Source organism: Legionella steigerwaltii (assembly GCF_001468065.1).
Classification (GTDB): Bacteria; Pseudomonadota; Gammaproteobacteria; order Legionellales; family Legionellaceae; genus Legionella; species Legionella steigerwaltii.
This window is the reverse complement of sequence record NZ_LNYZ01000002.1, coordinates 117089-138628: the sequence shown is the minus strand read 5'-3', so window position 1 is coordinate 138628 and position 21540 is coordinate 117089. Positions and strand designations below refer to the sequence as shown.

The window sequence follows — 21540 nt, the reverse complement described above, 5'->3', positions numbered from 1 at the left end:
TCATCTCAACAAATTGATTTAGTCAAAAGCGCGTAGAATATCACATAAAATCAATAACTTTTAGACGCCAGGGTAATAATATGTAAAACGAGCGATTCATCTGATAAAAATAGTTCATTCTTACTCTATGGAAGAAGTAAAGACGGCTCGTGGAATTTAAAAGAATTGGACGATCCCAAACAGAGAATAGAAAGACAATTAAGTGCAGCGAGTATTGTGTTTAAAAATACTGTAACCGTTTTAAAAGCAGAAACTGATGATAAGGGGGAAGCTGACAAATTAGCCGATATTATTAGGAACATTATTTATGGCCACCCTAAGAGAATGTTGCATCATGAATCCGAAGAAGCTCGATTGAAAGAAATATTGCACGAGTGGGGACAATTCTTAGTTAATCAGCCAACGATCGTTAAGCAATACAGGGAATCAGTTTGCAATAATCTAAAGCAAATTGAAGAAGTTATTAAGGGTAGTACGCCAGAAATCCAGCAACAATTCAAACAGGTACGGCAACAATATGAAAAAATAAAAAATGAGCATAATCAAGAGCTTATTTCAATGGCAGAAAAAGAACCAAATAAAGCGGATAAATCAGGTCGTACGCCGCTTTATTATGCTGTTCAGTATGGGGATTTAAAAACAATAGAAAAAATTCTTCAAATAAAGGGAACAGATCCCAATGCGAAAGGTTTGATTTTTACGCGACATGTTATTAGTCATCCCCAAATTGCGCGTTTGCTGATGCGTTATGGTGCCAGTCCATTTCAACCGACTCATGAGAATAAAGTAAAAAATAAGCCTTTATCAACATTTGAATACGACTGCCATAGTGAGTCTGCATGGTTTAACCCTAAGTTTAATATTGAATGTTTACTTGCGTGCAAAGATCCTAGTGCCCCTCTTTATCAAGAAGCAGTGAAACATTTAAATGTTGATTTAATAAAGCGTATGAAAGAAGATCTTAAGAAAATTGAATGGAAACCCCTAGATAAAGAGTACTTTGACGATGTTCTTAAAGAGCTGGGATTAGGTGATGGAACAGAGTCTTATGAGGATAAAAAAGCGTTAATTATGAAATTTGCTGAAGGTGTGTTGACCGACTTGGAAGAGGCAGTAAAAAAGAACTCATTTAAATATAAAGTCGCTCATTTCATGGATTCATTATTACACTCTCACAACCCAACTCCAAGTAGTACTTCGTCTACTTCCGAATCAGAGTCACAAAAAGCACAAAAAATAAAACACTCTCTTGATCTTATTAAAGCCGAATCAAATAACCCAAGTTCTGTAGATGAAGACGGAACGTCTGATAGTGGACGATTTTCAGAGCGTTAAAAAAATATGGGGACGGTCCGGGACGGACCCCTGCAGAAGGTGTGCAAATTGTTTAAATCTGGATTAGGGGGACGGTCCGGGACGGACCCCTGCAGAAAGTATGCAGATTGTATCACCTTCGCACGGGGACGAGCTAATACGCCACTGATTCCAGGCAGATCGTCTCTTGCTTAATCCGTGAATGCGGCACGTTATTTCGCACTGAGATGATTTAATAATTCCTGAGCAGCCCTATCTCCACTCAAATAAGCGCCATATACCGTTGATGGATAAATATTAGTCGTTGCCTCCCCAGCAAATAAAAGATGGCCCTCTACAGTTTTTGCCAAGTTCAAGTAATCATTACCATCCTCTAAAGACCCAGGACGGATACTAGAATAAGCGCCAACACTAAAAGGATCTTTTCCCCAACGAGTAATAACATGGGCCGTTGGCTCTGGAATATTATCCCCATAAACATCACGTAATCGCTTCATCACTGATTGAATAATTTCCGCATCACTTTTATTTTCCAAATCTCGAGCAAAATCTCCTGAAACAATCGCGGCTAAAATAGGTTGATGGAAAAAGGCATTAAGATTATCGAACTCTATCCAAACACCTTTATCAATCCATTTTTTACCAGACCAATAGGCAGGAGAAACTACACTGATGTATTGTTCAGTATCCCAAAAGACTTTAGGAAATAGCATAAACACCTTATTCATAATTCCCATATTAAGATGATTCATTGCCAAAATTTTATCTTGTGGCAATTGCGGGACAAAAGTCACGCTACCACTTTTAAGAACGCCAAGTGGAAGGGTGCAAATCACATACTCTCCAGTAAATTGCTTGCTATCGGCAGTAGTGACTACTATATGTTCTTTATTTTGATAATCGATTTTGGTGACAATTTGCTTCAATAAAATATGAGGACTCACCTCTTTTGCGATGCCATTAATAATGTCCTGATAGCCATGGGTCAGAAGCAGGTTACGTCCTGGAAAAGCTTTTTCATTGTCATACCATACCACGGAGAGCGCGCGGATATCTGCGGCATATTCCTGTTCTATTTTATCAGAAACCTCATACAAAAATCCGTGTTGCATTTCCTTATTGAGATGGTGCGAATTAATAAATTCTATCACTACATCAGAGATAGACGTGTTAGCATTTTGCTCGGGATCATCTTGCTTTTTCATCACCAGTTTTTCGAACTCAGCATAAAGCTTTTGAAAGGATGTATCTAATGAGTCTGAAATTTCTTTGCCATTGACATCATAAAACGCAGCAGATTTGTTATAAACCGGCATTGTGGCTAAATTCCACTTTTGTACCAATTTCATCAAGGGATTGCTGGGATCATCGCCATGAATCATGGAGGCCCCTAATTCCAGCACACAGTTAGGCCAAGGCGATACAGTATTGGCACGGCCCCCAATGCGATCACGTGCTTCAAGGATAATAAAATTATCGACTCCATGTTTTTGTAAATAATGCGCGGCTTCTAAACCTGCAATTCCTGAGCCAATAATAATTACTTTATATTGAGTTGGCGGTGTTTTTGTCGCATGGGCACCAATGCCCCATAAAGATAGAATGAAAAGAAAAATCCTTATTAACATAATAATATCCTTTGCCTCTGTTAGTATAATTTCAACCCATTCTTTATATTTATCTATGGCATCAAATGAAGACAAAGGAATTATACAAAAGCTTATTTACGGCTCTATCTCAGGAGGATATCAGAAAAATCCAGTCCTTATGTAATAAATCAGCCCCCTTTGTTGTAGCAATTAAGGGGCAATCTGTTTCTTTTTTATAGGGGGCCGTCCCGGACCGTCCCCCTATTATTACTCCACTGTTAATTATCCTAGACATACACCGCCGCTACAAGTTGACCCGGAGGGACAAACGATTCCACAGCTGCCACAGTTATTGCTATCTGTTTGTGCATTGACACAGGTACCATTGCAAAGAGTAAAAGGCGCAATACATTGAGCCACGCATTGGCCGCTGCTACAAGTTGACCCAGTGGAACAAACGTTTCCACAGGCGCCACAGTTATTGTTATCTGTTTGTGTATTGACACAGGATCCATTGCATGCAATTGTCCCTGTTTGACATCCTCCACCTGGGACAGGATGGTTGAGAGGGGATCCTTTATCACAAGCTACGATAGATAAGGGAATAATAATAACGAGTAAAGAGGTTATCATTCCCCTTATTATATGACGGATAAAACTCCCTTTGTATTCCTTTTGGTGCATCTAAATCTCCTATTTTGTTTTTAAAAACTGCTTGGTTCACTATTAATTTTCAGAGCTGGAGTCCTTTTCATAGCACACTGATTATGCAATGTTTTCAACGGAATTGTAAATGTGGTATTCGTGTCGCGCTTAGAAAAAAGGATGGCTGCCGTCATGTGTTCACCAAAGGTATTGATTATAACCCTGGTTGCTTGAAACCAGTCCAATAACAAACCTGCGCACGCCACTTATCAATTTACTACGTTCACCTTCTAACCAACGATACCACGTCATAAATCAGCGTCTTTTTTATTGAAGTGATTAATGGCAATCTGTTTCTTTTTTATAGGGGTCCGTCCCGGACCGTCCCCAACACCTAAATATTTTATACGCCCATAAAAAGCTTTAGGTCTACGGTTAATTTTTATCTAACCCTCGCTTTGTATCATTAAAGGACAACATGGTCATTATATTTTCTTCTGGCCATGGTTTGTAAAGTAAAAAAATGAACAAGCCTAACATGGGGAATATATTATGCAGAACAAACAGAACATCGAACCTAAAGCGCCACACCGCAAGTCACCTCCAAGGGAAGGACTCAACATTACTAAGGGAGTTACAGACGGGCAGAAGGGCGTTAATCCAGAACAATCGCAGAATCCGAGGACAATCGAACTGGCAACCGACCAATCGACAGCGGCACGACACTTACTCTATTACCCGAATGAGGCGAGTCTTTCTGTTATGGTTAAATCCGCCGATGGGATCGATTGCGTAATGGGGCGTCTAAAGCACGACGGTGATGCCGACAAAGATCTGGCTAAAGATGAAATCCTAATCAGCATGTGCACCAGGTTAATGGCTGACGGCGGAACCGGGCGTATTATAGGTTTCAACGACAGGCTCGCCAAGCTTGTGGAAATGAAAAAACAGGACCCAAGTTCAGTTACATACATCGAGGGAGTCAAATCACTTGCTGAAGAGTGCCGAGTTAACATGGCTCAAATAACAACTACCGCTAAAAAACCTGGTCCTGAAGGTGCTCTTGCGCGTCAAGGCATCCTGTCATTTATGGGTGACCTCGGAGGAATAGAACGACATGAAACAGGATTTGGGGCGGCATACAAAGGTCCTCTCTGCGACGCCAAAGATGTGTATAACACCTATGTTGCAGGACTTTGCGATGCCCAACGCAAACTTAGAGGTCTAAAAATACCAGCTCTTGATGAGTGGGTAAAAGACTTTGAAGAAGAGTTCCATAAAGCCAGACAACAAACTTCATTGAAAGGAGGAGGTCTTTCCGCACCGGTACATACTGCACGCAAAAAAGAAGAACGCGCCCCGATAGGATGGGATGTCCAAGAGCGACAAGGGCTGCTTAACACTGGCAATCTGGCAGAGGATAGACTTAAGTCTGTAAACTCTAGCCATAAAAAAACGCTGGTTGATGCTGCTTGGCCGAGTTACCTTGTATCCGAGGCTGTTACTAAGGATGTCGTTGAGCCAGTAACTGGGCACGTGTCCGGTACGTTTGGTGAGATGGCAGTCACTATGAACCTGTTTTGTGGTACCGATCCCAAAAGTATCGATTGGCAAAATCCCTCGGGTCAACCAATCCCCTCAGCACATAAGGATCAGGTGACGGCTATCGGAGCCCTAGCAGCTGCAGGCCTCATCACTGCAGGATTCCACTCTGCTGTTGAAATTTTCCAGCCTCTAAGCACGTTTACTACACACCCAACGCACGGAGCCCTTGGACCGAAAGCCGTTATTGATATGAATCTGCACGCACAAGCTCTTCGAGGTCTTGCTAAGTATTTGGATCAATTTGATAGACCAAGTGGCTGGGTAGAATCAAGCCTGGACGGAAAGACTACTTATACACTCACTCAAGAGGAAATAAAACTTGTCAAGGAAGATCTCTTGAATAAGGCCCAAAGCATCGAAGATGCTGCGACTAAGTCTGTAGATATGATTTCAGCCCTCCAGGGTGAAGGTGGCACGATAGCATCACTCGAGCTGTGTCGTGTATTGGCCAATCACTCGACCGATCCGAAAGTACCGCTCAAATTGTGCAGCCTGAATACGCGATTGGAACAGCTAGGCTTGCGTGGATATAGTCCGGAGCTTAAAGAGGCGCGCGAAATTGCAAAACAACCAGTCAGTGACTCTCAACAAAAGGAGCTTGAAAGTGCCATTGAGACTGCTGAAAAAGCTGCTGATCGTCGAGAAGCTACTGCAACAAAACCTGCAGATGAGGAACAATCATCCTATTTGTTAAGTGCTCTTCAATCAACGCTCGGTAAATTTGCTATTGGCGTTGGCATTGCCGTGGCTGTAGCTGGTACTGCCTATCTTGTTAGCCAAATGAAAAAATAACTGGGAGTATATTATGAGCAAAGCTAATCAAGAACTTCAAATGCTATTAAAAAAACTAGATTCAATAGTAGATGAGATCAAACACGTGCTTGTTTCGACAAAATTTGTTTCTAGTAACAAGAAGGAAGAACAATTCTTTTTGTCAAAAAAGGTGGATTTGGATGCAAAAACACGCATTTTAGTGAAAATTGATAAATATAAAAAACTAAGAGCGGATAATCCTTATCCACATAATAGTGAATTGGAAGTTACATCTTTAATGGATATTTTTGTAATTACAGAAAATATGATTAAAAAGATATCAGAAGGGAAAAGCTCTTCTGACTATGCGGATAACGGTTTTTTTAACAGATTTTCTGATATTTCTCAAAAAATCGAAAGACTTATTGCATAATGACTTTGCAAACAAATCCTTCGGACCCGTCATCGCCCTGTTAGGGTGATGACTTTTTTGCCCACATATCACACCTCAGATCCTTTTCTAACCAAAATTATTGACTTGACGATGCCAATATTTAAACTGTGCGACTTAAATATAGGATCCTTCTGGTTTTACAATTCGCGGAATTTTTCATGGGAATATTGTTAATTTTTTGTTTGCTTTTAACATTTTTTTAGAGAAAAATGTTAAAATATTACTTTGATGTTACCAAATTTGACACAATTCAAGTGCGACAATGTTTGGTAATGTGTGTTCGTGAAAAATATTTATGGTGCTATAAGATGCACCTTCATTTAAGTATACGACCCAATATATTTTTTCTCTGGTTTAATCGGTCAAATCTATATTATCAAGCAAACTTATTGTGAGATTCATTATGGCACGTTACAAAATCAATACTAAAAAAACCTCGGAAGATAGTGGCTATGAATCAGGGTACGAATCTGATGGAGAAACAGAGTATTCTCCCGTAAAACCCCTTGGAAAAGGTGGTTATGCCCAGGCTAGACTGTTTAAATCTCTCTCTAATAAATTGGTTGCTGTTTTAAATCCAGTTTCGACACCCGGTGATATTGAAGAAGCTACTGTTAAACACAGGTTTTTCAAAACAATTTATTCTGATAAGCAATCTCATTTATTTCGGATGGGAACGGATTACAGGCTTGTTGTACCCTACATTCAATTTGTACCATATGAAAAGCTTATAATTGATACCCCAGAATTACAAAAAAAACTTTTTCAATCAGCTATCCAAGCATTAAAAGATTGTCATGATAAAAAGATGATTGTGCTTGATCTGAAAACAGATAACATTTATTACGATTCCAGTACGCAAAAAAGCTATTTAATTGATGGAGGCCTTTCTGTACCTACAGGAACTACTATCGATCCTTTAGCATTTCAGAAATCAAATCAAGAGATCGTAGAGAAATACAAAGAGGAATATTGGCACATCCCGCCAGAATGTTGGTCAGTAGCACCTACTGCCGTATTAGCTACCCCACAAATGGATATATACTGTCTAGGGGTACTGATGCATGATTTACTAGAAAATCCATCTTCTGAGATACAATCATTGATAGATAGTTGCTTAGAGAAAGATCCAAAAAAACGGCCAACACTAATGGAATTAAAAAACTCTTTAGACGCTCTCAAAAATAATGAGAAAGATACTTCTCTAACAGCGACGTGCATTTAAAATGGGGACGGTCCGGGACGGACCCCAACAAATAATGCACATTATTCAAAATAAATTATCATTATTTTGGTCGTTGACTGTGTTTCTAATACGTTGCAAAATATTTTCGAAAATATTAGTTAGTGAAGCTACAAAATACAAACAAATAAATGCCATCATTTAAAAGATCTAAGAAAAAATATCTTCGAAATCCTCAGGCATTTCTTTTTTAGGTGTTTTTTCTATTATAGTGTCTTTTCAATGCTGGTTTGCTAGAACGCTAGGTCTTAAGCTAATTGATGGAGATATATCGATGGCAAAACAACGGCTTATATATTGTATTTCTTTTGTTTTATACTTTATTCTGGTTTTTCCAGGGCATAGTTTAGATCTAAACACGCTTCTTCCCGATGAGCAAAATACGATAAAAATTTTTCATGATGCATCACCTAAGGTAGTTTATGTTCACCGATTGGCAACAGTCACCAATCCTTCTTTTGAGAAAATGCACGTTAAAGATGGGGCTGGTTCTGGGATTATTTGGAATAACAGCGGGTATATTGTCACGAATTATCATGTTATTAAGGGAGCGGATAAGTTGGCAATTACTTTGGGCAAAATGACAGTCCCGGCAAAAGTGGTTGGAGCAGAGCCTCGTAAAGATATTGCGGTTTTAAAGATCGAAGCACCGGAAGCCTTGGTTTTATTAAAGCAATTTACACCATTTCAAATAGTACATCTTAATGATTTAATAGTGGGACAAAAGGCGATTGCAATTGGTAATCCGTATGGCTTGGATCATAGCTTATCTAAAGGAGTTATTTCTGCGTTAGGTAGAAAAGTTCCTGGGATCGGTGGGGTTACGATTCGAAATATGATTCAAACAGATACTCCAATTAATCCTGGTAATTCTGGTGGACCATTATTGAACAGTGCTGGGCAGTTAGTTGGAATGAACACCATGATTTATTCTCATTCAGGTTCATCTGCTGGAATTGGTTTTGCTGTTCCTGCTGATGATATTGAACGTATCGTAACGCAAATTATCAAAAATGGGCGAGTGGTATTGTCTGGGATAGGTATACAAAGTGTTCCATCTACTATTGCACGTCAATTGGGTATACATAAAGGGATCCTGATTGCAGATGTTTTACCGAATACTCCCGCTGCTCAAGCACATTTAAGAGGTACTCATCGGGATGATTGGGGACGAATCGTATTAGGTGACATTATTGTAGCGCTTAATGGTCACGCAGTTCGTAACTATGATGCTTTATATAATATGCTTACGGAAATAAAAGTAGGTGATAAAGTGACTGTTTCCATTGTGCGTGGTAATAAGCAAATGGATATACAAATGAATACTATAGATATAGCAGGAGTTTAGCTGTAAGAATTGTTTAACTCTTGTGGACATCAAAGAAGAAAAAGACCGCTTTTTTGTGCTTGCTGATATTCCTGGTGTAAAAAAGAGGACATCGATGCTGATGATTCAAAAATCACGGCACGTTATGCACATGGAGTACTTGAAATTTCATTCCTAAAAAGGAAGCAGCTGCTGAGAAAAAAATAGCAATTACCTTAGAAGAGTGATTGTCCGAGCAACTTGAATTTTTGATGTCCCAATTTAGAAAGGATACTCAGATGAAAAAGAAACTATTTCCAATTTTAATCTCTGTTCCTCTTATCACTTTGATATCTGCAGGGGCCATAGCACTTGAGGCGAAACAAAATAATCAAGTGCAAAAGAGTAATCGACAAGTAACCTTGGATCCCTTTGATAACGATCCTTTCTTTCAATCACCTAATGATATTTTGAAGCAAATGGATCAAATGCAACGAGCTATGGACCAATTTATGAAAAGCCAATTTTCACAAATGCAACATAACTTGGTAAATCAACCCAATCAAATGCCATTTGGTAGTTCAAATACCATTGAAATTAAAGAAAGTAAAAATGAGATTATCTATAAAATAAAATTACCAAAAGCTACTGATAGTAAAGTCGATGTCTCTGTTAAAGAGGGACAATTAATAGTGAGCTCAAACGTAACACAAAAAATTACGCGAGAACAAGATAATAGCAAAAGTGTAAGCTATGCTCAGAGCAATTACAGTCAAGCATTTCAATTACCACATGGTTATGATCCGAACTCTATGACTACAAAAATGAAAGATTCAAATTTAATTGTTACTTTCAAAAAATCAATTGCGGCATCTTCAGTACTCTAAGAAATTATGAGACCAAGCTTCTTCATAGTAACGCCAGTTTTTTTGGCGTTACTGCACTCAAAAATATTGAGTAAACGATTGCTCAAGGGGGGTAAAGACGCTATTTTAGTTTTGAGGATTTATGTCTCATCTCTTAAATCTTCTGGTTAAGAGCTGCTATACTATAACCAATCTCAGTAATTTTTCCTCCTTTCAGTGGTTAAGATAAAGATTTAAACAGGATCTTAATGTCAAAAAAAATAAATAGACCACAAAATTTTCGTAGTTTTTTCTTCGAAATGGCGACCCCTTATCGGTGGTGGTTTTTTGCCATGTTGCTTGTGGGTATCTATTCATCTATTCATAATGTGTTACAGCCCTATGTATTAAAAATTCTTTTAGATGCAGTCGCTCATGCTGAAAAGAAACAATTTCTTGATGTGAGTTTAAAGCCTGCGTTATTACTGATTCTCTTGGGATTTGTCATTACCTTTATATGGCGTCTTTATAATTATATTGTTTTGCGGTCATTGCCAAAAATAAAAGCAGATATCATTGCTGCTACTACCGCATATTTAAGAGATCAATCCTACGTTTTTTTTCAAGATCATTTAAGTGGCTCAATTAGTGCAAAAATTTCCGATCTAGCAAGTAACATTCAGAATATTGTTAATACTTGGTTAAATATATCCCGGCAAGGTTTAACCATTATTCTTTCTATCGCAATGGTGGGTTTGGTGAGTCCTTATTTCAGCTTGATTTTTTTCTTTATCTCAATCGCGTTTATTGCTACGGCATATTATTGTTCACACAGTATTAAACCTTATGCCAAAGCCTATGCTGAAGCACGAGCAAAAAATGTAGGAAACATTGTTGATTGTTTTTCTAACGTGCTCAATATGCTTTTGTTTGCCAGAGAGAGCTATGAAGCATGCTACTTAGAAAAAACAACAGCCAGGGCTGTTCAACTTGATCAATCCATGCAATTTAAAAATATGCTCAATGCGTCACTGCTTGGCGGGTTTGCCTGGATTTTACAAGGGGCATCGATACTGTTACTGCTTTTTCTTGGTAATAGAGGAACAATTTCTGTTGGGGATTTTGTATTTATCTTTATATTGGCAATTACAGTGATTGATCAGATCTGGTTTCTTACCGAGAGCTTATTGGTTGTGGAGGAACAAGCAGGGCAATGTCAACAAGCTATTGATACCATTTTTACAGAGCATTATCAAAAACCAAATCCGGAAGCCCCTTCCCTTAACATAACTCATGGTGAAATTATCATTGAGCACGTTCGTTTTGGATATAAATCTGACGATATTATTATTAAAGATTTAAGCATTCATATACCAGGAGGCTCTAAAGTCGGTTTGGTTGGATACAGCGGGGCTGGAAAGTACTTTGGTTCAACTCATCATGCGCCTTTATGATGTCCAAAACGGAAAAATACTATTAGACGGGCAAGATATTAGCACAATAAACAAACATAATTTACGCGAAAATATAGCCTTTATACCTCAACACCCCAGTTTGTTTCATCGAACTATTTATGAAAATATACTGTATGGCAGAATTGGTGCCAATTATGAAGAGGTTATTAATGCTTCTAAAAAGGCTCATGCACATGAATTTATTGTCAACTTACCTCAAGGATATGACACTCATGTTGGAGAGAGAGGGATTAAATTATCCGGCGGACAATGTCAAAGAATTGCGATTGCAAGAGCTATTTTAAAAGATGCGCCTATTTTGATCTTAGATGAAGCCACCAGTTCACTGGATTCTTTAACCGAAAAGCTAATCCAGGAATCATTACATGTTGCAATGAATAACCGAACGGTTATCGTGATAGCCCATAGATTATCGACCATTTTGTCTATGGATAAAATTCTAGTTATGGACAAGGGTAAAATTATCGAAATGGGTAACCATAAACAGCTAATTGATGCTGGTGGTTTTTATGACGCACTATGGAACGCTCAAAGTGGACATAGTTTTATTTAATTAACAAGATACATGAGCAAAAAATCATCCAGTTGAATTTATTGGTAGCAAACTATGGGGGCGGTCCGGGACGGACCCCTTTCATTGTAGTGATTAATAGCAATCTGTTTCTTTTTTATAGGGGTCCGTCCCGGACCGTCCCCAATTTATGAAATCAAACACCTTCTGGAGCATTTTTCTTCGATTATAATCCGCTTTGCTCGTAATTTTTTTCCGTTTTCTTTTTTAGTCTTACTTTCAACTCGTTGTTCTTCAGGAAACATCCTTAATCCTTGATTTGAAGTAATTTTATGATTTTCTGCAGGTTCCACAGGCAAGGAGCTTTTCTTAGCGACTTCCTTTTGAGAGGCCGAGAATAAACCTTGTTTTTTTGCTACTGCACGTTTTAATGATTTGGGCTGTTGATTTTCCTTTCCTGAAACCTTCTTCTCTTTTCCTTTTGCAGAGCAACTTGGTGCTCCATTCTGATTCTTTGCCTGTTCTTGATTTATTTTTTCAGCAAAAAATAATCCGTGTAATTTACTTACTTCGACAAGAGGAGATGCAGTTCTTTCTCGCTTGTTGAACGTGCTAAAATGTACATAAGCACACACTTTATCGAGTAGCTCTACTGGTAAAGCAGCCAATTGGTTTGTCTCTTGCTCTTCATGTTGTTCAAAAATTGAAAAAAATAGATTGTTTTTACGGTTACGATTTATTTTTTCTGAAGCTAATATTCTTTCAATTATTTGTTTTTTTACTCTATAAGCTTCTTGGAAATTTTTCACGTCTTCCAGTGTAAGATGCTGGCCGGGGAATGTTGCGGCAGAATAATTAACATAAGGATTTAAAGGAACAAAAGCTTCAAAGGGTACTTGTCCATAACGACTTAAATCAACAGAGAAAGCAGGTTTTAGCTGGCGCTTTTCAAAATCGATGATTTCAATATTTGAAAAAACACTTCCTTTACCACCTGGGGAAAAGGTAATGAATAAGTCACCCAGTTTGACACGCGATTCCGTACGTCCATTGTCTTGGATGATAACAAAATCTTCTTCTTCATATAAATGTTGGTCTAAATCCTTTAACTGTATTTTTTGAAGTTTTTCAATAGCAAACATATGGCCATTAAATACCTCGCTGGCATAATATTTTTTTCCTTCACTCGTTTGTTGCTTTTCTCGCTCGTAATCTACTAAAATTGGCGGTAGCGAGGAAGGGGGCTCAGGGTGGACAAGATAAAACATATGCCACAATTCAAGACTAATTCCTAGTGCTTTAGTAACCTTAAGGCTGTCGTTTAATTCAGGATATTTCCTGATGCATTTCAATAATAACTTGAATTCCTTTTTATAAACATCCGAATCAATTTCTATTTCTATGTGGTTTTTTGCATATTTTATTTTTCTTAATGCATCTAAATTTTTTCCATTAAAAATATCCATAATTCGTTTGATAATTTTCTGAGCTTCTTTTTTCAGTGGATGTTCCGGAATCCTTTTTTTGTGTTTAAATGAATCCATTTTTTCCTTCAAATCAAGGCATGCATTTTGGAATGGGAATATATATATAGCTCGATCGTCTGGCTTAATTTTTGATAAAGCAATATCTAATAAGGTTATTTTTTCCTTCTTACTGTGATCGGTGGATATTTCCAACTGATGCGCAATTTCCATTAGGATGTGTTCCTGCAATTTACGCCTACTTTCAGAAGAATGTTTTGTTATACTTTTCTCAAATTGGGCTAAAGCATCATTGAGTTCTTCTGGACTATTCAATGCGCTTACCGGCAGCAATCTGGCATTGTGAATTAAAGCCCATTCAAAATCTATTCCCTCCAAGTTCGTCTTGGATAAATCCACTCCATCAAGTTTTGCTTTATTTAACTGCATGCCTCTTACTTCAGCATCCGTAAAGACAACGCCACTTAAAAGTGCACCAGTGAAGTCAGCACCTTCCAGGCAAGCACCTGTAAAATCTGCTCCAGTGAGATCACACTCACTAAATTTTACCCCTCTTAGATTAAGATGAGAGAAATCCATATCTGTGAGTTTCAATCCACTCAAATCAACTCCAGCAAGCAAATTAACGAATTGATGCGGATGATGGAGTTTCAATCCACTCAAATCAACTCCAGCAAGCAAATTAACGAATTGATGCGGATGATGATGATACTGCTTTAAATGGTCCCATAACTTGGTTTTTACAGAATTTAATATCGAATTCGCGAACGTTGATGAGAAACCATGTTGAAGCCAATCTTCATGTATTGCTTTGAATTCAATGACTTTCTCTGCTAGAGTAATAATCAGATTTAAATGTTCTCTCATATTCTCATCTAATGCGATTTCTTCCATGGTTTGCTTTAATTGGGCGGGTAATGCAATGCAATCACGGGTGAGGGTATAACAAATTGCTTCTTCGGAGGTGAGTGGCTTATTTTCAAGAACTTTGCGCTTTAGTTCCTGATAACGCTGAGTTTTCTGATAGAACGCAGTAAATTGATGGCCTGAAATCCCATCCACTCGATTTAAATAATCGATAATAAAACGAGGTTTGGTTAAAAGATCAAGGGTGGCATCAACTACGCCCGTTTTTGATTTCGCCATCAATCGGGCATTGAGCAAATCCTGTGGCGGTACTTGTCCAAGGATGTACATCATCATTTCATCAGGAAGTGTAAAAAATGGATTGGATTCGTTTATATTCTCTTCATGTTCCTCTGTATTGGTTTGCTTCATTGAGGCATTGTTTTCATCCACATCATGAGATGGTTCTACTCTTATCAAAGTCATTTGTTCTTGTCGGCTACGGTCCTGTTTGTCTTTCATGTAACACCTGCTAAAAAATTAATTGTTGGCGGAAAGCCAGCAAAAGCTGTTATCCAGTATGTCAATTCAAGATAAAATTAGTTTATGAATTTCTAGCTCTGGAAATCATGTCAATAATTTGCTGTAGGTAGTTTGATTATGTAGAGGTGTTTTTGAAGTTTGATGAAAGGTAAAAATACTATGCTTTCTTAATTTTTATTGTTCAATCGGACTATTTCTTTAACGAAGTACTGAAAACTTAAAAAATCTATCTCAACACAATTCCAGCTTATTGATTTAAGATTGCCTAAGTTGTACCAGTCCTCCGCTCATGCTGATATGTCGCTTTTGGTAATTATCCGCATGAATAGTTCAAAAATTGCAAATATAGCATGATTAAATCCTTAAGGAAATATTAACTCATTTAATTTTTTAAGTTGAATGTCTTAATATTATTAAAATTTTCCGATCATAATTACAACATAATGGTTAAAAAAATGGTGTATTTGTATTTTAAACGAATCTGAGTTTCCCTATCCTTAGATTAAGAAAAATGTAATAACATCACTCACGTATGGCCTCAAAATTTTTTTAGGCTCATATAAAAGGTATGAGATCCCGAACAAAAAATCATCATTCTGTTGAATTTATTGTGATTTTAAAAAAGCTTTTTCTCATATTGTTAAATTACTCTATTTGTGTAATACTTCGCCAAAATGGTTCGTAAATATGTTTTTTATATGAATGTTATATTTTTAAAGGCTTTAAACTCAGCTTCCAGCAGCTTAGGAATTAGTAGCTCTAATTCTGAGCTTGTTATAGCTAAAAGCCCTCAAATTGAAGCTTCAAATAGAAAAATGTATAAGCGAAACATAGATAACAGCATTACTCTTTCTTCTCGAGGAAGACATTTATTTCAATTTCCATCTTTTGAAGTTATTGACATCGCTAGAATAGCTACAACTCCTCCCGACCCCCACACATTCAAGTCTTTTCTCTAGTCTGAGATTAGCTAAGTCTCAACTGGAATATGTTCTGTTGAGAGTCACGTACATCACCTAAGACAGCATAGCTAGTGATCTTCTTAAAGAGGTCGCTGTTTCTGCAAAGTCAATTTTTTCATATAGCGTGTAACGTTCTCTCATTATCGAAGATAAAAATAACAACTGTATCCATATCATAACAAAAAGATTTAAACATGCAGTAAGTTAGGTTGATAAGATGAAAATGAAACGTAGTGCCAAAGGCGAACGATACCTTTATATGGGTCTTAATATTTTTTTAATATTTGATTAATAGTTTTTATTTATACACAAAGTACTCAAAAATTTAACAAATTACTTTTTTGTAAACTAACTATTAACGGGGACTCATATGAAAGATAAAGAACAGAGAATCAAATTATTAAAGAAATGTATTGAGATTAAAGATTCAATTAATAAAAAAATTCCTTTGCCAGCGAATCGATATGAACAGTTTGAGCAAATTGAGCGCATCAAAATACAAGAGTATGAACAGGCCAGAAGGGCAAATACCCCTGAAGAGAAGCAATTGGAATCATGCATCTACGAAATGGAATATCTTGATGCGCATGATAAGAAATATGAAGCGTACGAAATTTATGTAAAACAAAAGGAAATCGAATACTATATTTTTAAATTCATCAATGAGCAGTTCAAAGAATTTTGTCTCGATAAGCAGGTAAAATCACCGAAGAATCTTAACAATAATCAGAAGCAAAGTTTCAAAGAAATTATCCTCAAACAATCTTCAACTTTATGTGAAAAAATTGCAAGAACACAAAAACTGCTGGGAAGGGGAAGCAGTGATATTAACGTCACAGCAATGGAAGACTATCTTGAAGAACATGCTGATGATTTCATCCAAATTTTAGTCCAAGGAGAAGAGTTAACGGTTACCGATAAAGATTTGGCTTATCGGTTTAAAAAAAGTAATGAATTGGCTGAACATCGCGAAGCCTGCCAAACTCAGTTTAACCGAGAAAATGCCTTCCTTTTTCAACAAGGGGGTGAAAAAAAGGTTGTAGAAACCATCCAAAAAACTCATGTATTTGCCACCGCAGAATATTTTGATAAACCAGAAATTGATACGGGTTTTTGTGATGAACACGCCTCCATTGCTCTTAAAAGGTTATATGATGAATATTTAATTGATAGTGACACTGTCGTTGAAAAAATTAGTATTCATTACTTCGATGATGATGGTAACCCGGCAGATGGTCACACGTTTTTGGTCATTGATCGGAATCCCGATAGTCCTCTCAATGACATGAGTCAATGGGGAGGCATCCTTTTAGACCCATGGAATGGGATAGCCTGTCTTACAGAGGATTATGATTCCTTACCTAATTACTATATTTCCTATCCGAAAGAAGCTACATGGAAATCAATCCAATTTACCGATGCTGATTATTTTTTGCGCTCTGAACTCCAAGACGCAAACAAATATTATCAGATGACAGGGAACGGCGACATAGAAAAAAGAAGACCACTGCTCATGGAAGAGCATCAATTACATTCGTTGGATGAAGCAGGATTGGAAGAGACCAAGTCATTTCTTACTGAACTGATTGATAAATTACGTCCCAATAATTTCAATGAACCCCTCGAAATTTTTATTACAACAACAGGCGATAAACTGGTTAGTTCATTGGCCGGATTTTCTAAACCCGCGATTGTCATTCACAGCTCTTTTCTTAAGCAAATGCAAGATGGGGTTTATACAGTTGAAGAATTAGAGTTCGCTTTAGCCAATGAGTTACTTTACGTGAAGCACGAAGGTGTTGGAATTTATTCTGGGATTTCAGCCGATGAACAATTCAAACTCGATAAATTAACGATTGAACAATGCCATAATATACAAGCAGGTATTAGTTATTTAAGAAAAAGCATTCACTTTCAACAGCAACTTAATTGGGATGTGAGTAACGTCCATCAATCTTACTTGGTTCCTGATTATCGACAAGCGACATCAGCTGATTATCATCAACGTATTAAAAATTTGTTAACCTTGCTTGCTATCAAAGAAAATGAACGTGATGAAAAACCACAAACGTCTTTACCCGATAACATTTTAAAAGCTGTTGTTCCGATTCGGCGAGAAATGTTCTTTTTTAAAGAATTAAATGAGTGTGAGAATACCGTAGCGAAACTCAAATTTTTAGAGTCCAAATTAGCAGAGCTAAAGGTTGAATTATTACCGTATGAAGTAACCCATTGTACTGGAATTAAGGTCAGGGATTTCTGTCTTATTTTGTATTCCATGGATATTAATTTGAACGATGCGGAAGTGAAAAAAGCAGCGGAAGAATTGATTGACCGAGCTTGTGAGTTGCGGATCCCGGCATTTGAACATATTTATCTCGCACTTGTTCATCAACACTTCACGAGGAAAAATTATTTGGATGAGAATGTCCGGCTACCGGCACTTGGATTTTTTAAAACCATAAACAATGTATTAGACGCCTTTGTTAAAGCAAAAAGCTTAGAGGAAGCGAAAGAGGCAGCTGAGGCATTCAAATCATTACGAGAAAAATATATCGATCATCTTAATAACTCGTTTTCTCGGGCAAGAGCTCATACCTATCGATTTGAACAAGCGCATCAGCGCATGCCTGTTGGAGACGAGCGATATTTTGGTTCTTTTATTGGTGACCACATTGAATGGAATACTTTTGCACCGCAGAAGAATATTACTGAAGTGCCCTGGGCGAGTCATCTTGAATGGGCAAAAAAAGATGAGAGCTCTATTATTGCTGAAACATTATGGTGTCTTGGCGTGACTAGCGATCAAAATTTGTGGTCTTTGATACCTGAAAAAAGGTTATTGTCTTTCGTTCTTAATTCTCGTGAACACAAACCCGTAACTAAATTGCCTCGACAGTTAGCTGCATATGGGAGTGATGATTATTGTGAAGGAATATTGGGATTTTTATCTGAGAATGTGCTTCAGAACTTTAACGTCAACTTCGATATGTTTTTTATTGAGGACTCTTTCGAAAATAAATTAAAGCAGTTTTATGATTTAAATTGGCCTGTATTAATCAAGCCTTCAGAATTTGTGAATCGTAATATTGATAACCAGGCTATTCAATTTTTGCTTGCTGAATTTACCAATATCGCAATGAGCGGGACTCCAGAAGATAAAGCCGTTGTGAAAAGCTTTTTCCTGGGACGAGAAGATAAACGAGATCTGGAGCACTTGCAAGAAGTTTCTAATGAAACGAAATCGACATTACATTTTAACACGCCCTATGTTCAATTTTTTGTAAATCAGCAGTTTCAGGATAAAAAATTTGATTTATTTACCACTGAAGAACAACTGAAATTACTTGATACGATCTCAATGTATTTTTATGAAATCCCGGCTCAGACGTATATTCATATTTTTCGGTTGCCTTTTGAAACACTCAATCTGGAGTGTCTAGAACAGCTACTCAAACTAGCTAAAGAGCAAAGATGGTTCAACTCCTATTCTGTTGCATATAGCTTGTTTAAGGAGCATATCAAACAAAATGGAAATTATGAGGTATTAACTAAAGAAACAATACTCTTACTGAAGCTTGCTATTCAGTTTGTTCGGAATCCGGTTGATCGTGCCGACATATTTAAATCATTCCTCTGGAGTTTACCTCAAGAAGCCAGTGGAACAAACCATTTAACAGCGAATGATTTAATTCTTATTTATCGCATGTTTGATTCTCAACTGATATTTCCCTCCACTGAAGTGCAAGAGCATTTTTCTCGTCTGGTTATCGAACGGATAAAAGGAATTTCAGAACGCGATGAACGTATCCAGGCATTGGAAGAGCTTCTCTTCGTGGAGAATAAACTCAGTCTTCCGATTAGCTATATTCCACTTCGTAATGAGGCCATCGAACAGTTAGTCAAAGACCTAAGAGATAAATATGGTCAGGATGACCAATCTCAGGAATATAAAGAAAAGATGATTACCGTTATTGATCGTCTTTATAAAAATATGGCAAAACGAGATGTCACATTAATACTTTCACGATTGGCCAACGTCATCGAATCCCAGTGGGAGGTGACGGAACATTTGGGCATTTTGTTAGAGCCTGATAAATATTTAGCGACTGATCAACAGGAAAAGATTGATTTTTCTATCAGTAGACTGGCCGCATTTTCTCAGAAACTTAGTGAAGACAAGAACGACATAAGGGAATTTTTGGAATTTATTTCTTCTCCTATTAGTCGTGAAACAACGGATAAATTTTCCAGCTATTTATTAAACCATTATAAAATAAACGAACTGGCAAAACTGCTAGGCTATAGTGATAATTTGTCAGAGATTGAAAAGGAAAAGCCAGGAACTGTTGCGTTAATGTTAAGAACTTTATATGCGCAGTTCTGGGATTTGAGCCTGGAAGAGCGAGCGGTTATTGTGGATCACTTGCTTATTCCTGTCAGCAAAGTAAAAACTGCTTATGAGATTGAAGATGCATACGAAGAGGCTTTTTCCTACGTTGCTCATAAATTATTCCCTCATGCTGAAACAGACAAAGAAGAAAATTTTGCTTACGCCTTACTGAAAGCTTATCTGGACTCGGCAGATAAATACATTCGCAGCCATTTATTAGCAGGGATGTTAGTAGCCACCAATCAAGCGAATGGGTCTGGTCAATCACCAAGCGCGGGTAAAAAATTAGCCATGTTGTGTGAACACATGGGACCTGCCTATGTCAAACTCGCTCAGGCAGTTCATAGTCATCCGAATACGCCTGAGCATATTCGGCGCGATCTGGATCACTTGAAAGGACGAGCAAACCCACCTCATCGCTGGCAATTATGGCGACTTTTGCGCGAAGTGGTTTCCCGTGACGATCGCAAAACGATTCGACGTGTCGGAGCACTATTAGGCTCGGCTTCTTATAATTTAGCTCTTGAAGTGGAGTTAGAGAATGGTCAGGATGTGGTGCTCTTGATGTTGCGTGAAAATGCAGCAAAAAATGCGCAAGAGGGCTTTATGCATTTGCAAAAGACCATTGAAACTTGCTCGCATGCCGATATGAATCCCATTCGGGAGAGTATTTTATCGATTATCAGCGAAGCCCGAGAACTGTCAAAAATTGAAATGGACCGAAAGTTAAGCGAGCAGCAAAACCAGATTGCAGCCAAACTGTACGCTCGCTCCATCACAGTGACAGTTAATGATAAGTCACATACTTTTAATCTGAATCCAGCTCACTTGATTCAAAGTGGCGAAGGCTATCGATTTATCGAACGTGTCTATGGAACGGAATTTAATGAGCTTCCTAACGAGACGCCGGAGGATAAGGAAATTCGTCGAGCCATTGCTAAAGCAGTCATCACGGTGGAGCTCATTAACATTCTTCAGGGTGGATGTTTTGATTCTGACCGGCACGGTAATCAATTGCGCCATCAAAACCATCAGCTGGGATTATATGATTTTGGTGAGATGTCTTTGCAACCTCCCACTGAAGTGGAGTTAAGGCAATTAGCGAAGGTTCTGTCCGATGTTCCCATAGCGGCAATAAAAAATAGATTGTTTCATACCAACTTTGATGTGCTGTTAACAGAGCATATTCGAAAAGCGCTTAAAGCGGGTGAGCCCACCAGCTATTTAATGCGAATAAGGAAAGGACTTTTGGCATTACGGGACTTTCAAAAAGAATTGTCAACTGAAGAACTATTGGATGTTTTAAAACAGGTTAATGCCAGTGAAGCCATCAATCCAAAAGTCAAATCCCAGGTAGTAAATACCGTTCGCATGGCTGAATATATGGAGGATATTAGTCAGAATTATCATCGTTTTGTGAACAAACTGGCTTTTTTCGGGAAAAAGGTTGATTCATTATTCACAAGGTCTAACGCTCATGAAACGTCGGCTCAAGATGAGGCATCACCTGACAAAGGAAACCAAATGGGTTGCTAATTGTCATCAAAATAGAAACTAACTCCTTGAGGTGGA

Annotated in this window: 11 protein-coding genes; 9 read left to right on the top strand and 2 right to left on the bottom strand. The window is 37.8% G+C overall.

Features of this window, described 5'->3' with window-relative positions; all coding sequences use genetic code 11:
- The first annotated feature begins 165 nt into the window (after positions 1-165).
- The gene (locus Lstg_RS02550; RefSeq protein WP_058476095.1) at positions 166-1335 is read left to right on the top strand and encodes an ankyrin repeat domain-containing protein; all 1170 of its coding nucleotides are present in this window, start codon (positions 166-168) and stop codon (positions 1333-1335) included.
- A 191-nt stretch (positions 1336-1526) separates the two neighbouring features.
- Here Lstg_RS02550 and Lstg_RS02545 read toward each other — a convergent pair whose 3' ends face one another.
- The gene (locus tag Lstg_RS02545; protein ID WP_058476094.1) at positions 1527-2942 is read right to left on the bottom strand and encodes a flavin monoamine oxidase family protein; all 1416 of its coding nucleotides are present in this window, start codon (positions 2940-2942) and stop codon (positions 1527-1529) included.
- A gap of 1158 nt (positions 2943-4100) precedes the next feature.
- Here Lstg_RS02545 and Lstg_RS02535 point away from each other — a divergent pair.
- The 7 genes from Lstg_RS02535 (at position 4101) to Lstg_RS17970 (ending at position 11782) form a co-directional block, all read left to right on the top strand.
- On the top strand, positions 4101-5945 hold the full coding sequence (locus Lstg_RS02535) for a hypothetical protein (RefSeq protein WP_058476092.1): 1845 nt from the start codon (positions 4101-4103) through the stop codon (positions 5943-5945).
- Between the two features lie 13 nt (positions 5946-5958).
- Positions 5959-6339, top strand: coding sequence for a hypothetical protein (locus tag Lstg_RS02530; protein ID WP_058476091.1), 381 nt, complete (start codon positions 5959-5961; stop codon positions 6337-6339).
- A 424-nt stretch (positions 6340-6763) separates the two neighbouring features.
- The gene (locus tag Lstg_RS02525; RefSeq protein WP_058476090.1) at positions 6764-7585 is read left to right on the top strand and encodes a protein kinase domain-containing protein; all 822 of its coding nucleotides are present in this window, start codon (positions 6764-6766) and stop codon (positions 7583-7585) included.
- Positions 7586-7877: 292 nt separating this feature from the next.
- Positions 7878-8951, top strand: coding sequence for a S1C family serine protease (locus Lstg_RS02520; RefSeq protein WP_058476089.1), 1074 nt, complete (start codon positions 7878-7880; stop codon positions 8949-8951).
- Between the two features lie 257 nt (positions 8952-9208).
- Positions 9209-9796: an Hsp20/alpha crystallin family protein gene (locus tag Lstg_RS02515; protein ID WP_058476088.1), complete on the top strand. Its 588-nt coding sequence runs from the start codon at positions 9209-9211 to the stop codon at positions 9794-9796.
- A 227-nt stretch (positions 9797-10023) separates the two neighbouring features.
- Positions 10024-11208, top strand: a complete 1185-nt coding sequence (locus tag Lstg_RS02510) for an ABC transporter transmembrane domain-containing protein (RefSeq protein ID WP_238585354.1) — start codon at positions 10024-10026, stop codon at positions 11206-11208.
- Complete coding sequence (locus tag Lstg_RS17970; RefSeq protein ID WP_238585353.1) at positions 11195-11782, top strand: ABC transporter ATP-binding protein; 588 nt, start codon at positions 11195-11197, stop codon at positions 11780-11782. The genes Lstg_RS02510 and Lstg_RS17970 overlap by 14 nt, the downstream gene beginning before the upstream one ends.
- Before the next feature lie 146 nt (positions 11783-11928).
- On the opposite strand, the gene Lstg_RS02505 is transcribed toward Lstg_RS17970, so the two are convergent.
- The gene (locus Lstg_RS02505) at positions 11929-14592 is read right to left on the bottom strand and encodes a pentapeptide repeat-containing protein (RefSeq protein WP_058476087.1); all 2664 of its coding nucleotides are present in this window, start codon (positions 14590-14592) and stop codon (positions 11929-11931) included.
- 1353 nt (positions 14593-15945) lie between these two features.
- Here Lstg_RS02505 and Lstg_RS02495 point away from each other — a divergent pair.
- Complete coding sequence (locus Lstg_RS02495; protein WP_058476085.1) at positions 15946-21504, top strand: hypothetical protein; 5559 nt, start codon at positions 15946-15948, stop codon at positions 21502-21504.
- The last annotated feature ends 36 nt before the right edge of the window (positions 21505-21540 follow it).

Coding starts and splice junctions, on each gene's coding strand:
- Lstg_RS02515 (WP_058476088.1), top strand. CDS start 9,209: ATGAAAAAGAAACTATTTCCAATTTTAATCTCTGTTCCTCTTATCACT.
- Lstg_RS02505 (WP_058476087.1), bottom strand. CDS start 14,592: ATGAAAGACAAACAGGACCGTAGCCGACAAGAACAAATGACTTTGATA.
- Lstg_RS02495 (WP_058476085.1), top strand. CDS start 15,946: ATGAAAGATAAAGAACAGAGAATCAAATTATTAAAGAAATGTATTGAG.
- Lstg_RS02535 (WP_058476092.1), top strand. CDS start 4,101: ATGCAGAACAAACAGAACATCGAACCTAAAGCGCCACACCGCAAGTCA.
- Lstg_RS02510 (WP_238585354.1), top strand. CDS start 10,024: ATGTCAAAAAAAATAAATAGACCACAAAATTTTCGTAGTTTTTTCTTC.
- Lstg_RS02545 (WP_058476094.1), bottom strand. CDS start 2,942: ATGTTAATAAGGATTTTTCTTTTCATTCTATCTTTATGGGGCATTGGT.
- Lstg_RS17970 (WP_238585353.1), top strand. CDS start 11,195: ATGCGCCTTTATGATGTCCAAAACGGAAAAATACTATTAGACGGGCAA.
- Lstg_RS02525 (WP_058476090.1), top strand. CDS start 6,764: ATGGCACGTTACAAAATCAATACTAAAAAAACCTCGGAAGATAGTGGC.
- Lstg_RS02530 (WP_058476091.1), top strand. CDS start 5,959: ATGAGCAAAGCTAATCAAGAACTTCAAATGCTATTAAAAAAACTAGAT.
- Lstg_RS02520 (WP_058476089.1), top strand. CDS start 7,878: ATGGCAAAACAACGGCTTATATATTGTATTTCTTTTGTTTTATACTTT.